The sequence below is a fragment of the Mesobacillus maritimus genome, from assembly GCF_019749255.1.
Classification (GTDB): domain Bacteria; phylum Bacillota; class Bacilli; order Bacillales; family Cytobacillaceae; genus Mesobacillus_B; species Mesobacillus_B maritimus_A.
Genome location: NZ_JACWFH010000001.1, coordinates 103896 through 117891, shown reverse-complemented (window position 1 = coordinate 117891; position 13996 = coordinate 103896). Strand labels below are relative to the sequence as shown.

The following is a 13996-nucleotide window of genomic DNA, read 5'->3' as shown; positions in this document are numbered from 1 at the left end:
CAAATATCACAAATTCTCGGCTAGCCCCCACATTATCTCTTTTAATATTTTCTTCAAGGTGTGATTCATATCACCTACTATTAAAACCATTTCCTTTATGATTAATTTGTAAACAATATTGGATTTCTTAAGGAGGAAAACATACATGCAACTTCCATTTAATGAACATACATTAGTAAGAGACATTGTAAACCTATTTCCTAAATCAAGTGATATCTTTAAAAAGAATCGTATCGACTTTTGTTGCGGCGGCAGCATTCCGTTAACAGAGGCAGCAGAAGAAAAGGCAGTCAATGTTGAAGCGCTTATGGTTGAATTAGGTGATCTATATGAAAAAAACGCCAATTCTGCTGAAGATATGGAGTTCTGGACTCAAACAGAATCTTCTGTATTAGTTAAGCATATCCAAGACCAATACCACCGTACACTTGAAGAAGAGCTTAAGCTAATGAGCCCCTACGTAACAAAGGTTGCTCGTGTTCATGGAGCTAATCATCCAGAACTAATTAAAATGCACGATCTTTTCTATGAATTGAAAAATGAATTACTTGAGCATACTGCAAAAGAAGATGCGACTGTATTCCCTAACCTGCTTTCATTAGATAACCCTGATTTACCAAACCGCGAGGAAATTCTTGATGAGATTCGCGAACTTGAAAAAGAACATGACCATGCTGGTGCAATTCTAAAAGAACTACGTGATGTTACATCTGACTTTAATCCACCAATGGATGCTTGTGGAACATATCGCCTAGTTTACAAGCGTCTTGAAATGCTTGAAGAACACACTTTCATGCATGTTCACTTAGAAAATAATATTTTATTCCCTCGTTATTTTGTAATGTAACAGTTTAATAAAACATAAGATAAAATCAGAAAAAATATAACATACAGTAGACAAGGCTAGGACAGGTTCTTGATTTACTCAAATTTTAATCAACACACGGCAAATTTCCAATTAGGAAATGACGTGTGTTTTTTCTATTATAAAAAGTGTGATTTGATTTGGCATTGAACATTTCAATTTGAAAAATGCATCATTACCTATAATCAATTTTTTACCTGATTTGGGCAATAAAATTTCTCGTCTCCCATACTCTTTGTTTCCTACTTAGTATGGGCATTGAGCTCACCCCTTCCCATACTCTTTGTTTTCCACCTAGTATAGGCATGGAGAGTAACACAACAACTGTTTCTACGTAGCACAAAAAGGTTAGAACTCTATACTAACGCACAAGAGTCTAACCTTTTAAATTGGATATCATCCACCGATATAAGACATTTCAATTTTTTTACGGTTCGCTATGGTTTCCGCTGTTCTTTCGTCAGAGTAACGGTCTCCACGATTATTCCAAATCCTAGCAACCTTTTCTCTTAATTCCTCGTCACTTACACCAGTTCTCATGAAATCACGTAGATCGTGACCATTTCCATTGAAAAGACAAGTGAATATCTGACCGTTTGCCGACAGTCTTGATCTTGTGCAGCTAGAACAGAATGATTCTGAAACAGATGAAATAAATCCTACATGTACATCTGTTCCTTTATAGCGATACCTTTTCGCCACTTCGCCAAAATAAGCTGCGCCAGTATGTTCAAGCTCATAATTTTCCTTCAACATCTCATATATTTCTTTTTTGGTAATGACGTCGTCCATTTTCCAGCCATTCGTACTGCCGACATCCATATACTCAATAAACCGTAGTTCAAGCCCTTCGTTTTTGCAAAACTCAGCCATTGGAAGGATTTCTTGATCATTTAAGCCCTTTTTCACAACCATGTTTATTTTTACGCCAAGACCTGCTTCCTTGGCCGCTCTAATTCCTGTTAAAACGGGACCAGTTTTAACCCCACGGCCATTAATTTGACCAAATAATTCGTCATTTAACGTATCTAAACTAATATTTACTCGCTTTAATCCAGCTGCTTTTAATGGGGCAGCAAGCTTCGGGAGCATAACGCCATTGGTCGTTAAGGCTATATCGGACAATCCTTCTATAACGGATAGTTTTTCGACGAGAATTGGGAGATCCTTACGCATAAGCGGCTCTCCACCTGTTAGTCTAATTTTTTCGACACCCAGGCTAACAAAAACTTTTGCTACTCGTTCAATCTCCTCATATGACAAGAGTTCACTTTTAGGAAGAAAGGCAAAGTCCGGTCCAAAGATATCAGCTGGCATACAGTACGTGCAGCGGAAATTACAACGATCAATCACGGATATGCGCAAATCACGCATCGGTCGATCTAATTTATCTTTAACTAATTGTCTACTCATCTATATCAACTCCATAATGAAGTTTTGCCCGTTCCTAATGAAGGAATAACAAACTATTATAATGATCGTATTCTAATACCTCATTCAAAAGTACTCATTAATGATATTCATCCTATTATCAATGATACTATATATTGAATCATAAAAACTACAGTCATAGTGCAAATAGCTTAAAATGTCATGAGGTTGTCATAAGTTCCAAAGTATAAGGAAACTAAAATTTCAAAGGTTTATTTTTGACTATTTTACTATTAAAAAATGGAGGCGCCTCCAGTTTAGAGGGTCTTAGAGAACAAAGGTTCCACCATTTATTACGAAAGTGTGAACAATCTCACTGAAAAATCGTGACGATTTTTCAACAAGTGCGCTGCAACACGGATTTTCCACTATACGAATGTTATTATTATGAACAAGAAAGATAAATGGACTAAAGGATGGATGAGCATGCCTCAACTAAAAAAAGCAACACATTCCATTGAAATAAAAGAATTACTAAAATTTGCAGATAGAACAATACAGGCTAAGAAAGGGACTTACCTTTTCCAAGAAGGAATGGAGGCAAATGAGCTATACCTCATTCTTTCAGGAAAAGTCCAAATTAGTAAAGTAACGCAAGACGGACGTGAACTCGCCCTCCGTATTTGTGGAGAAAATGACATTTGTGGTGAGCTTACTTTATTTACAGAGTCTCCAAAGTACTTACTAAGTGCCCTCCTACTCGAGGACGCTGAAATCGTCAGCATAAAAAAAGAAGTTTTGGAAAAAGAGATCTTTCAAAACCCCTCACTCGCTTTCGAATTTATGAAATGGATGAGTGATCATTTCCGTAAAACACAAACAAAATTTCGAGATCTTGTTCTTAATGGTAAAAAAGGAGCGCTGTTTTCAACCTTAATTCGAATGACAAACAGTTACGGTATCCATCAAAAGGATGGGATTTTAATTGACCTTCCTCTAACCAACCAAGAACTTGCAAACTTTTGTGGAACATCACGCGAAAGCACAAATCGAATACTCAATGATCTAAAACGCGAACAAATCATTTCTATTAAAAAAGGGAAAATTATTGTTCATGATTTAGAGTTTTTAAAAACCGAAATTGGCTGTGAAAATTGCCCGGCTGTCTTTTGTAGCATTGAATAGGAGTGGAGCCCTTATAACGGTTCCACTCTTTTTCTTTCGTTTTACAAAGTACGATTATTTAAAAAGGGGAACCTGCAGTAGTTGCATTTCCCCTTTTACTTATGATTCTTGTCTTGCTTTTTGTTTTCTCATTGATTTTGGAATATACACACAGAACGGTTCGCTCTCAAGGTAATCCCCTGTCATGGCGTAAGCTCTAGAGCGTGATCCTCCACATACGTATCTAAATTCACATTGACCACATTTGCCTTTATATTCATCAGGATTTCTCAACGATTTAAAGATTGGTGATTCACGATAGATTTCAGCAAGTGGTGTTTCTCTCACATTTCCTGCTTTAACTGGAAGCAACCCACTTGGATACACATCGCCAATATGTGAAATAAACACAAATCCATTGCCATCATTTACCCCTTTAGGGGCTCGTCCCAATCCATCAATAGACCCTGTTAAACCTTGCTGTGTTAAAGCATCAAGATATTTAATATCTTCAGGCTGCTCTTTTGCCTCACGCATTTTATTTTGAATGACAACACGACGATAATGTTGTGCTGCAGTTGTTTTAATATCAAATTTCACTTTTTTACTTAGTTCATATAACCAAATAAATACTTTTTCGTGTTCAGCAGGAGTAATCATATCCTTTTCCTGCCCTCTTCCGGTCGGAACTAGGAAGAACACACTCCATAACACACAGTCCAACTCTTCAATCAGTTTTGCCATTTCATCTAGATAATCATAATTATATCTAGAGATAACCGTATTGATTTGAATTGGAATTTCTAACTCATGTAAATACTTAATTCTTTCCATCGTCAAATCAAATGATCCTGCCGTACCACGAAAATGGTCATGAATCTCAGCAGTTGGACCATCAAGACTAAACGCCCATCTGGAAAGTCCTACATCCTTTGCCTTCTCAATGGCTTCCTTCGTTACATTTGGAGTAGCACTCGGAGTCATGGAAACACGAACCCCTTTTTCTACCGCATATGCAGCAATATCAAAAACGTCTTCTCTCATTAGAGGGTCCCCACCGGTAAAAACAAGCATAGGATTATTCATTTCATATATTTGATCGATTAACGCTTTTCCTTCTTCAAAGCTTAGCTCCCTAGGGTCACGTCTATATTGAGCCTCTGCACGGCAGTGTAGACACTTTAACTGGCAGGCCCTTGTTAATTCCCATATGACAATAAACGGATCTTGATTAAAATCTCTTGAAAACATCTCTTATGGCCCCCTATAGATTATCTTTTATAAGGTAAAGTATAAATAACTTCTCCATAGTGTTAAGTGAGGTTCCTCACAGTAAAAAAACACCTTTTGACAGTTTTGTGAAGTCTTCGCTCAACTTTGTAATGTTGTACTGTAATGAAAGAATCCTTCTGGTCATTTTAATTCAAATAAAAAGAATCAGGGACAAACGTTCCTGATCCATTTTATAAAGAATTATTTAATTTTCACTTCAGCGTTTTTACGCTGATAATAGTACCAGTTAATTGCAATGGATAAGACATAAATAGCGACGAAAATATATAAAGCATTAATCGGTGTTCCAAAGTTGTCAGTAGACCAGCCAAATAACTTTGGAATTAGGAATGATCCGTAAGCAGCAAAGGCAGCGGTAATCCCTAAAACTGGTGCTGATTCTTTTGCTGAGAAAATATTAGGAATCATTTGGAACGTGGATCCTGAGCCCATACCTGCGGCGATAAACAAGAGTAGGAATGCAGTAAGGAATCCCGCAAAGTTCGCTGCATTGGTAAAGTAGATTACAACTAATGCACCTATAGACATAATAGATAAGGTAATAGACGTTACTAAAACGCCGCCGAATTTATCAGATAGCCAACCACCTACTGGTCGAGCAGCTGCCGCTAAGAATGCTCCAATCCAAGCAAGACTGATATATTCAGGAAAAAGATTCTTTAAGACTAACGGGAAGGCCGCACTATAACCAATAAATGATCCGAAAGTAGCAACATACAAAACAGTCATAACCCAAGTATGCTTTCTTTTCAAAACAACAAATTGCTGCGATACAGATTGCTTTGCACCCGGTAAATTATCCATTCCAAAGTAAGCAGCAACAGTCAAAATGACAATTGGGATAACCCATACAAAAGCAGCATTTTGAAGCCATACTTGCGTTCCATCAGGTAGTATTTGACCATCGGTGTTCCCACCGATAAAAGCAAATGTGCTACTTGCAACGACTAATGGAGTGACGAACTGAACTACTGAAACTCCCATATTTCCTAAACCGCCATTAATTCCTAATGCAGTCCCTTTTGCAGCCTTTGGAAAGAACATCGAAATATTTGAAGTAGAAGAAGAAAAGTTTCCTCCACCTAGCCCACATAGAGCTGCAAGTAACGCCATCACCCAAAAAGGTGTTTCAGGATTTTGTACAGCAAAACCAATTCCAAGTGCTGGTACCAGAAGGATACCCGTTGCAAAGACCGTCCAGTTACGGCCACCAAATGCTCCTGTTCCAAATGTATAAACAAATCGAAGCGTTGCTCCCACCAAACCCGGAAGCGCAGCTAAAGTAAACAACTGCTCCTGTGAAAAAGCAAAACCAATATCATTTAAACGAATTGCAACAACTGACCATATTTGCCAAATAATAAAAGCCATCATCAAGGACGGGACTGAAATCCAAAGATTTCGTTGAGCGTGTGCTTTGCCCTCCGCTTCCCAGAATCCTTTATCCTCTGGGTTCCATGTAGTGATTCTAGCCATTTTAATATACCCCCTGTAGGTTTCATATAAACATCATTTCTGTGATTGAAATCATATTAACATGGGGCATATTCATTTGGAGCACACCTCGGTAACAGTACACAATTTTGTAACAAGTGTCGACAAAATTTAGCCACAAATTTACCTTACTTAAATAAAAAAAACGCCTGAACATTCGTTCAGACGTTTAGCCTATATTGTAGATTAATCCCTAACCCCAAGTGCAATTTTAGCGTAACGTGACATCATATCTTTTGACCAAGGTGGGTTGAAAACGATATTCACTTCTGTATCCTTCACTTCAGGAAGGTCGGACATTGCGTGTTTTACTTGGTCAACAATTGTTCCTGCTAGTGGACATCCCATTGAAGTCAATGTCATCGTAACAGTCAATAAGCCCTCTTCATTTATCTCAACATCATACACGAGGCCAAGATTAACAATATCCACTCCAAGTTCAGGGTCAACTACCATTTCTAATGCACCCATGATGCTATCTTTCAGATCCTGATCCAAAACGACTCACTCCTTTTAATACTTCTGTCCCTAATATCTTAACAGTTTTTTCATCCTTTTACAGCCTTTTCACTTTCACAGCCTCTTTTATAAATTGATATGGGAATTACTCTTCTCTCAAAAAACCTGAAAACCGCTATATGAACCTGTTTCATTTGGCTAATTCAGCTAAGTGATTTAGACTTAAGATATATGTTTGCCCTAAGTAATAAAAAAGATAACTTAATTTCATTCGAAGAAAGTTGTTCCAAATGATTTTTCAAAGAAAAAAATGTAAAATGGAGTGCATAAGTTTTTCACCACAAATCATGTCCTCTTATTATACATACAATACACCTTACACCTATAGAATAATGACAAAAGCTAAAAAAAGGAGCTCTTATGACTGAAAAACATTTAATTGCCTTAGACTTAGATGGAACATTACTTACAGACAACAAAAAGATATCCGAAAAAAATAAACGCGTTTTACAAAAAGCCCGTGAGGAAGGGCATATTGTTATGATTGCAACTGGACGGCCTTTTCGCTCTAGTGAAATGTATTACCGTGAATTAGGACTTGATACCCCTATTGTAAATTTTAATGGAGCTTTTGTGCATCATCCAAAAAATCATCAATGGGGTGTACACCATTCCCCGCTCTCAATTGATGTTGCAAAAGATATTGTGGAAGCATTAGACTCTTTTAAATTTCATAACATCATCGCGGAAGTAATCGATGATGTTTACTTTCACTATCATGACGAGAAGCTCATTGATATTTTTAATCTCGGTGAACCTTCCATCACAACAGGGGATTTACGAAAATTCCTGACACAATCGCCAACGAGTATGCTCATTCATACCGAAGAAGATCAGCTTGCTAAAATTCGCAGCCACTTATCTGATGTCCATGCTGAGGTCATTGATCATCGTAGTTGGGCTGCTCCGTTTCACGTTATTGAAATTGTTAAATATGGTTTAAACAAAGCTGTTGGGTTGAAGAAAGCCGCTGACTACTTTAATATTCCGTCTAGTCGCATTATCGCCTTTGGTGATGAGGATAATGACCTTGACATGCTAGAATATGCTGGAAAAGGGATTGCGATGGGAAATGGGATTTCTGCGGTGAAAAATATCGCCAATGAAGTCACTCTTACAAATGAAGAAGATGGTGTCGGTGTTTACTTAAACGATTATTTAAACCTTAAAACCATTTAGAAATTATACATGCATTAATAGGAAAATGACTGTTGTACTAATCCCGGATGTCTAGAGCATACTAAAAAGGAAGCAGGATTCCTTTGCCTGTTTCGTAGCTTGCTCAGATATTGAATGGAGGGGTAAACAATGGGAAGATCGAGTAAATCTAAACGATTTGTCAAGCAAGGAGTAGACACCGTCTCTAAGCATGACGAGCGCATCCCGTACCATACCACTTACGCTGAAGCTGAGGCAAGGAAGATGTCCAATAACCACGATAGTTCCGTGGGAGGGATTTAATTATGGGGAATCGCCTCTTTAAGGAAGCGAAGAAGGCTGTAGCAATGGCACAAAACGATGGTTCCAATCAAGAAGCAATCCATCGCGCTGAGAATGCCCTTTCTTCAGCTTTTGCCAACTCCACCCTTGCTGAAAAAGAACAGCTGCACCAATATCAAGACGAGCTAGATAATCTTAAAGGACAATAAAGAAGAAAAAGGCTGACACTTTCATGTGTCAGCTTTTTTCTTCTACGATGTTAAATAGGATTGTTAAGGTCCATTTATGGAACTCACTCCAGTTACGTGGAATAGTAATAATCTTTAGTAAAACTTCTCCAAGACAACTGAATAATTATGAACAATCTTTTCGTTTTCTCGTTCATATAGATTCAAAATTAACGTACCGTTCTGTGGTAAATGATCATCTGGTATTTTTAATTCAAGTACAAATGTGTTCCATTCGGATGTATCTTTCGAGACGACTTTTTTCGTTTCTTGAATTTGTTGATGATGCCCATCTTCGACTGTATAGTAAAATGTCCCATTCTTCGGTTTTGCTTGACCTTGTACTCGATAGGAGCCATTTTCCCCACTGACCTCTATCTTTTTAAATACAGGGTTCTCAGCTGGAACTGTTACCGTTCTTGTTGTTGACAGCGGTTCGGATGCCACATGGTTAATTCTAACCGCCTTAAGTCCTGCAGATACTTGGTACTCTCCATCGGATAAACCATGATCCTTCCATGTCTCTTGCCAAGATATTTCTTTCCCTGGTTGAAGGTTGATCGTTTTAATTGCTTGTGCAAAAGATTTCCCTTTAGAGAATTGATACTTCTGTTGATTCTCCTGATTATGAACCATGATTTCATAAATTTGCGAACTTGGAAATTCTAAACTTATTGGAGTTTTCGTATCATTTCTTAGCACAAGCTCAAAAGTAATATTCTCTGCAGTTGCGATTGCATCCATATAGAAGATTACCCCTTCAGTATTTAGCTTTTCTTCTCCATGAGCGGCTGTTATTGGAATTAATACTAGTAAAATAAGAATAAAAATAAGAGAATGATTCTTCATGATTTCACCTCAATTCCTTTTTATACTATGATAGAATCTGCCAACTTAGTCCTTTCGAAAAAACCCTAATATCCCAGAGGTTTCAACGATATTCGTAAAAGCATGTGGATCAACATCATTGATGACTCTTTGTAAATCAAATAACTCATAACGGGTTATGACAATAAACATCATATCTTTCTCTTCTTCTGTGTAGCCCCCCTTTGCCGGGACCATCGTAATTCCTCTCGTTAATTTACTGTGAATAGCTTTCTTAAGTTCATTTGCCTTCTTTGTCACAATCATTGCGGTTAATTTCTCATGTCTTGTATGAATTGCGTCTATCACACGAGTCGATACATAAAGTTGAACCAATGTATACAAAGCTTTTTCCCATCCATATATAAAACCAGCAGTAATGATTATGATGCTGTTTAAAGTAAAAAAATAGGTGCCGACTGGACGATCATTTGTCCTTGAAAGAATCATTGCAACTATATCCATTCCTCCCGTCGAGGCCCCCCACTTCAATGTCAACCCTACCCCAACCGCCGCAATCACTCCGCCAAACACAGCATTTAAAAGAATATCTTGTGAAACGTGAATAATAGGCAACAGTTCAAGAAAAAGTGTTGAGAGCAATACAGAAATAAAGCTATAGATTGTAAAGGATCTGCCTACCTTTTTCCAACCAAGAATAATAACAGGAACATTTAAGAGAAAGAGCAAAATACCTGTTGAAAGTTCAAATGGAGTAAATTCATGTAAAATGCTAGACAATAATTGGGCAATTCCTGTAAACCCACTGGCATAAACATTGGCGGGGATTAAAAAGAAGTTCATTGCCATTGCATTTAAAAGTGCTCCGATAAGGACAATAAAGAGCTTTTTAGTATGTAACCAGATCATTTCTATCCTCCTAACCTCTAAGTCCTTATAAGGACAGTTCGCTTTATGTTAGGTTTCCCCTATTTTGTCTAATATCAGTACTTATAATTGTTTTTTTCAAATTTAACCATTAAACTAAAAGCATAAAGCGAGAGTCCATCTGTTGTTAATCCAAGGACAAGATGGTGAAGGTCTGTCGTTTGAATCAGAAAATAAGTTAGTAAGAAGGTGAATTCTTATGGAAGTGAAAATATTAGCAGATAGCGCTTGTGACTTGCCGCTAGAGTTCTACAAAGAAAACAATGTGGCTTTAATCCCATTGAAAGTACTTATAGATGAAGATGAATTTGAAGATTTAAGAACCATTAAACCAATTGAAGTTTATGATAGTATACGTGCGGGGAATCATCCAAAAACATCACAACCTTCCCAATTGGAATTTAGAAACGCTTTTGTTGAACTAGCAAAAAATAAGCAACAAGGGATCTACATAGCGTTTACATCAGAATTATCCGGTACCTATCAAACCGCTGTTATGATTCATGATCAAGTAAAAGAAGAATATCCAGATCTGGATTTAACGATCATTGATACAAAATGCGCATCCCTTGGGGTTGGCTTATGTGTGATGGAAGCTGCCCGTCTGGCAAAAAACAATGCTTCAAAGGAAGAAATCATTCAAGATGTAAAATTCAGAAGTAGCCACATGGAGCATTTATTTACAGTTGAGGATTTAGATTATCTTGCAAAGGGTGGACGTCTTTCAAAAGCGTCTGCATTTCTGGGCGGACTGCTCAATATTAAACCACTCTTAAATGTTGAGAACGGAAAACTTGTGCCAATTGAGAAAATACGTGGCAAAAAGAAGCTTCTTAACCGGATCATTGAAGTGATGAAGGAAAGAGGAACCAATTTTGAGTCCCAAGTAATCGGCATAAGTCATGCCGATGATTTAACCACCGCAAATGAAATGAAAGAAAAATTCATGCAAGAATTTCATCCTAGAGAGGTTATCATTACGTCCGTAGGAGCAGCGATTGGTTCTCATACTGGTCCAGGAACTACAGCATTCTTTTTCTTAAATAAATTGCCATCATAAATTGTTTAGGGCCACCTTTTGGTAGGCCCTTTTTGAATACTTCTTATATAAAAATGACAAGCTAATCTAGAATACAAAATGGAAGGAGATACATTATGCCCCATACTTCAGATAACGATAAAAAAGCGCAAGACCACAATGCCCTCCGCCATGAAAAAAATATGTTAGCTGAAAAAAATCGTAAAGCAGGTAAACATCAGTACTCAAAAAAGACTGATCATTTATAAGAAATAGTCCCTACAGATAGCAACATCAATGAAGGATTTGTCTAAAAAACAAGCGGCCACGTTCGAGGCCGCTTGTTTGCTTATTTTTTATATGTCCAACCTTCCTCCTGGTAGACCTTTCCATCCCTCATCAATCGGCCTAATGCTCTCTTGAAAGAAGACTTGCTCATACCAAATCGCACATTTATATCCTCAGCCATACTTTTATCACCATATGGCATTGCACCATTTCGTGAATCTAGATACTCTAGGATTTTGGTAGCATCTTCGTCAAGTGCCTCTTGTTTCCTTGGTAAAAGAGAGATATTTACGGTTCCATCTTCTTTTACATCAATAATTCTTCCTTCCACTTTTTCCCCGACCCTTGGTTCTTTACTTCTTTGCGATTCATGGATAAACCCTTTAAACCCTTCAGCTGTAATCATCCAACTACCAACTCTCGCAGTTCGATAAATATGCCCATGGACATTTTTATTAAAGTCACTTCTAGTAGCAGAATGAGAAATTTCCTGAATCACTTGATCGCTGGCCATTCGTGCATAGATAAGAAAACTTCGGTTCACTCGCAAGGTTATATAGAGCATATCTCCCTTTTGAGGCCAAACGGACTCCAACACAGGCAGATCATCTTTTCCTAGTAAGACGTCCTTGTTAATCCCTATATCTAAAAATACACCCGTATCTTGTTTCACATCCACGACAGATACCCAGGCATACTCCCCAACTGTAACATGTGGCTTCATCGTAGTTGCTGCAAGTCTCCCTCTCGAATCAACATATAAAAAAACCTCAACCCGTTCTTCTTCCTTGAATTCACGATTTGTATCATTATCATTATGATGAAGTAGAACATCTTCTTCTCCATCTGTTAAAAAGTAGCCAAAATCTGCGATACGCGCCACCGTTAATTCTACTATACGACCTGTATTTTCTTGTAGAGTCATAATCATCCTCCTGTACCTGTATGTAAATAGTATTATTCGGAAAAGTTGTTTGAACTGATTAAGTTTACTATAATAAAGCCAGAATGAAAAATGTTTTCGGAGGTTGAGTAAGTAATGTCTAAAGAGAGTTCATTTGATATTGTATCCAAAGTTGACCTATCTGAAGTCACAAATGCAATTAATATTGCTATGAAAGAAATTAGTACACGCTATGATTTTAAAGGCAGCAAAAGTGACATAAGCCTTGATAAGGAAGAACTCGTACTGATTTCAGACGATGAGTACAAACTTGAGCAACTAAAAGATGTCTTGCTTGGAAAGTTAATCAAACGTGGAGTTCCTGTAAAAAATCTTGATTATGGGAAAATTGAAGGCGCTTCAGGTGGTACCGTTAGACAAAGAGCGAAACTCGTATCAGGTATCGATAAGGAAAATGCCAAAAAAATTACTGCGATTATTAAAAACAGTGGGGTAAAAGTCAAAAGCCAAGTCCAAGATGACCAGGTTCGAGTCACTGGAAAAAGTAGAGATGATCTACAAAAGATTATTTCCTTAGTCAAAGAAGCAGATCTGACTGTTGACGTACAGTTCATGAACTACCGTTAATTGACTAACAAATCTAACCAACCTATGAAACAGTCCAAGTCGGGCTGTTTTTTTCATATATTACCACGTTTTTTCCTCCCTCTTTTAATGAACATTAGTAAAATGACCACTTAATAAGGAGTGACAATATGGCTAATAAACAAAACAACAATGAATTTCCTCCCCAACATCAAAACCACCCACCTGGTACTGAAGATGCGATGCATCCAGACCCTATTTCTGTTGATCCAAACTATACAGGGTCAGGAAAATTAAAAAACAAAGTTGCGCTCATTACCGGTGGTGACAGCGGAATCGGGAAAGCAGTCGCCATTTACTTTGCTAAAGAAGGCGCCGATATTGCCATTGTTTATTTGGAAGAAAACGAAGATGCCATGGATACCAAACAATTGATTGAGCAAGAAGGTCAAAAATGCCTTCTCATTCCTGGAGACATTGGCAATGAAAGCTTCAGTACAGACTGCGTGAATCAAACGGTGAAAGAACTTGGCAAACTTGACATCCTTGTTAATAATGCGGCAGAACAACATCCTCAGAAGAGTATCTTAGATATCTCCGCGGACCAGCTTGAAAAGACCTTCCGCACAAATATTTTTTCAATGTTTTATTTAACGAAAGCCGCTTTGCCTCATTTCAAAAAAGGAAGTTCGATTATCAATACATCCTCCATTACAGCCTATAAGGGAAATGAGCAGTTAATTGATTATTCTTCGACCAAAGGGGCGATTGTTTCGTTTACTAGGTCTTTAGCAATGTCACTAGCGAAACAGGAAATCCGTGTGAATAGCGTGGCCCCAGGACCAATATGGACACCATTAATTCCTTCAACTTTTTCGGCGGATCAGGTTGCAAGCTTTGGCTCAACTACACCATTAGGAAGAGCTGGACAACCATTTGAGCTTGCTCCTGCCTATGTGTATTTGGCGAGTGATGATTCTACCTACGTAAGTGGCCAAACCATCCACGTTAATGGAGGTACAATCGTTAACGGTTAAAAGAAAACGGTTGGACCAAATGCCTTATGCATTTAG

16 protein-coding genes are annotated in these 13996 nt (G+C 37.8%); 9 read left to right on the top strand and 7 right to left on the bottom strand.

Features of this window, described 5'->3' with window-relative positions; genetic code table 11:
- Nucleotides 1–145: 145 nt before the first annotated feature.
- Entirely contained in the window at nucleotides 146–847 is a 702-nt protein-coding gene (gene ric / locus H0185_RS00590) for an iron-sulfur cluster repair di-iron protein (protein WP_221870168.1), read from the top strand.
- A 414-nt stretch (nucleotides 848–1261) separates the two neighbouring features.
- On the opposite strand, the gene moaA is transcribed toward ric, so the two are convergent.
- On the bottom strand, nucleotides 1262–2278 hold the full coding sequence (moaA, locus tag H0185_RS00585) for a GTP 3',8-cyclase MoaA (RefSeq protein WP_221870166.1): 1017 nt from the start codon (nucleotides 2276–2278) through the stop codon (nucleotides 1262–1264).
- A gap of 444 nt (nucleotides 2279–2722) precedes the next feature.
- Between moaA and H0185_RS00580 the strand changes: the two genes are divergently transcribed.
- A complete protein-coding gene (locus H0185_RS00580) occupies nucleotides 2723–3421 on the top strand; it encodes a Crp/Fnr family transcriptional regulator (protein WP_425515800.1) in 699 nt (232 codons plus the stop codon).
- A 99-nt stretch (nucleotides 3422–3520) separates the two neighbouring features.
- Here the strand turns inward: H0185_RS00580 and H0185_RS00575 are convergent, their stop codons facing one another.
- From H0185_RS00575 to H0185_RS00565, 3 genes are all read right to left on the bottom strand, one after another.
- Nucleotides 3521–4651: a TIGR04053 family radical SAM/SPASM domain-containing protein gene (locus H0185_RS00575; protein ID WP_221870164.1), complete on the bottom strand. Its 1131-nt coding sequence runs from the start codon at nucleotides 4649–4651 to the stop codon at nucleotides 3521–3523.
- A 222-nt stretch (nucleotides 4652–4873) separates the two neighbouring features.
- On the bottom strand, nucleotides 4874–6169 hold the full coding sequence (locus H0185_RS00570; protein WP_221870162.1) for an MFS transporter: 1296 nt from the start codon (nucleotides 6167–6169) through the stop codon (nucleotides 4874–4876).
- A gap of 204 nt (nucleotides 6170–6373) precedes the next feature.
- Entirely contained in the window at nucleotides 6374–6685 is a 312-nt protein-coding gene (locus tag H0185_RS00565; protein WP_221870160.1) for a metal-sulfur cluster assembly factor, read from the bottom strand.
- A 381-nt stretch (nucleotides 6686–7066) separates the two neighbouring features.
- Here H0185_RS00565 and H0185_RS00560 point away from each other — a divergent pair, with 381 nt between their 5' ends.
- The 3 genes from H0185_RS00560 to H0185_RS00550 all read left to right on the top strand — a co-directional run bounded on the left by H0185_RS00560 (nucleotide 7067) and on the right by H0185_RS00550 (nucleotide 8355).
- Nucleotides 7067–7885 (top strand): Cof-type HAD-IIB family hydrolase, encoded by an 819-nt coding sequence (locus tag H0185_RS00560; RefSeq protein WP_221870158.1) that lies wholly within the window; start codon nucleotides 7067–7069, stop codon nucleotides 7883–7885.
- A gap of 129 nt (nucleotides 7886–8014) precedes the next feature.
- Entirely contained in the window at nucleotides 8015–8167 is a 153-nt protein-coding gene (locus H0185_RS00555) for a hypothetical protein (protein ID WP_221870156.1), read from the top strand.
- 2 nt (nucleotides 8168–8169) lie between these two features.
- Nucleotides 8170–8355: a DUF3813 domain-containing protein gene (locus tag H0185_RS00550; RefSeq protein ID WP_221870154.1), complete on the top strand. Its 186-nt coding sequence runs from the start codon at nucleotides 8170–8172 to the stop codon at nucleotides 8353–8355.
- A gap of 114 nt (nucleotides 8356–8469) precedes the next feature.
- On the opposite strand, the gene H0185_RS00545 is transcribed toward H0185_RS00550, so the two are convergent.
- Nucleotides 8470–9222: a BsuPI-related putative proteinase inhibitor gene (locus H0185_RS00545; protein WP_221870152.1), complete on the bottom strand. Its 753-nt coding sequence runs from the start codon at nucleotides 9220–9222 to the stop codon at nucleotides 8470–8472.
- Between the two features lie 45 nt (nucleotides 9223–9267).
- Nucleotides 9268–10110: a YitT family protein gene (locus H0185_RS00540; RefSeq protein WP_221870150.1), complete on the bottom strand. Its 843-nt coding sequence runs from the start codon at nucleotides 10108–10110 to the stop codon at nucleotides 9268–9270.
- 217 nt (nucleotides 10111–10327) lie between these two features.
- Between H0185_RS00540 and H0185_RS00535 the strand changes: the two genes are divergently transcribed.
- Both H0185_RS00535 and H0185_RS00530 read left to right on the top strand, forming a co-directional pair.
- Nucleotides 10328–11188, top strand: a complete 861-nt coding sequence (locus H0185_RS00535) for a DegV family protein (protein ID WP_221870148.1) — start codon at nucleotides 10328–10330, stop codon at nucleotides 11186–11188.
- 95 nt (nucleotides 11189–11283) lie between these two features.
- On the top strand, nucleotides 11284–11415 hold the full coding sequence (locus H0185_RS00530; RefSeq protein ID WP_221870146.1) for a DUF3941 domain-containing protein: 132 nt from the start codon (nucleotides 11284–11286) through the stop codon (nucleotides 11413–11415).
- An 80-nt stretch (nucleotides 11416–11495) separates the two neighbouring features.
- Here H0185_RS00530 and H0185_RS00525 read toward each other — a convergent pair whose 3' ends face one another.
- Nucleotides 11496–12359: a CvfB family protein gene (locus H0185_RS00525; RefSeq protein ID WP_221870144.1), complete on the bottom strand. Its 864-nt coding sequence runs from the start codon at nucleotides 12357–12359 to the stop codon at nucleotides 11496–11498.
- Nucleotides 12360–12473: 114 nt separating this feature from the next.
- Here H0185_RS00525 and H0185_RS00520 point away from each other — a divergent pair, with 114 nt between their 5' ends.
- Together H0185_RS00520 and H0185_RS00515 are read left to right on the top strand one after the other, a co-directional pair.
- Nucleotides 12474–12965, top strand: a complete 492-nt coding sequence (locus H0185_RS00520) for a YajQ family cyclic di-GMP-binding protein (RefSeq protein WP_221870142.1) — start codon at nucleotides 12474–12476, stop codon at nucleotides 12963–12965.
- A gap of 128 nt (nucleotides 12966–13093) precedes the next feature.
- The gene (locus H0185_RS00515) at nucleotides 13094–13960 is read left to right on the top strand and encodes an SDR family oxidoreductase (RefSeq protein ID WP_221870141.1); all 867 of its coding nucleotides are present in this window, start codon (nucleotides 13094–13096) and stop codon (nucleotides 13958–13960) included.
- Nucleotides 13961–13996 lie beyond the last annotated feature (36 nt).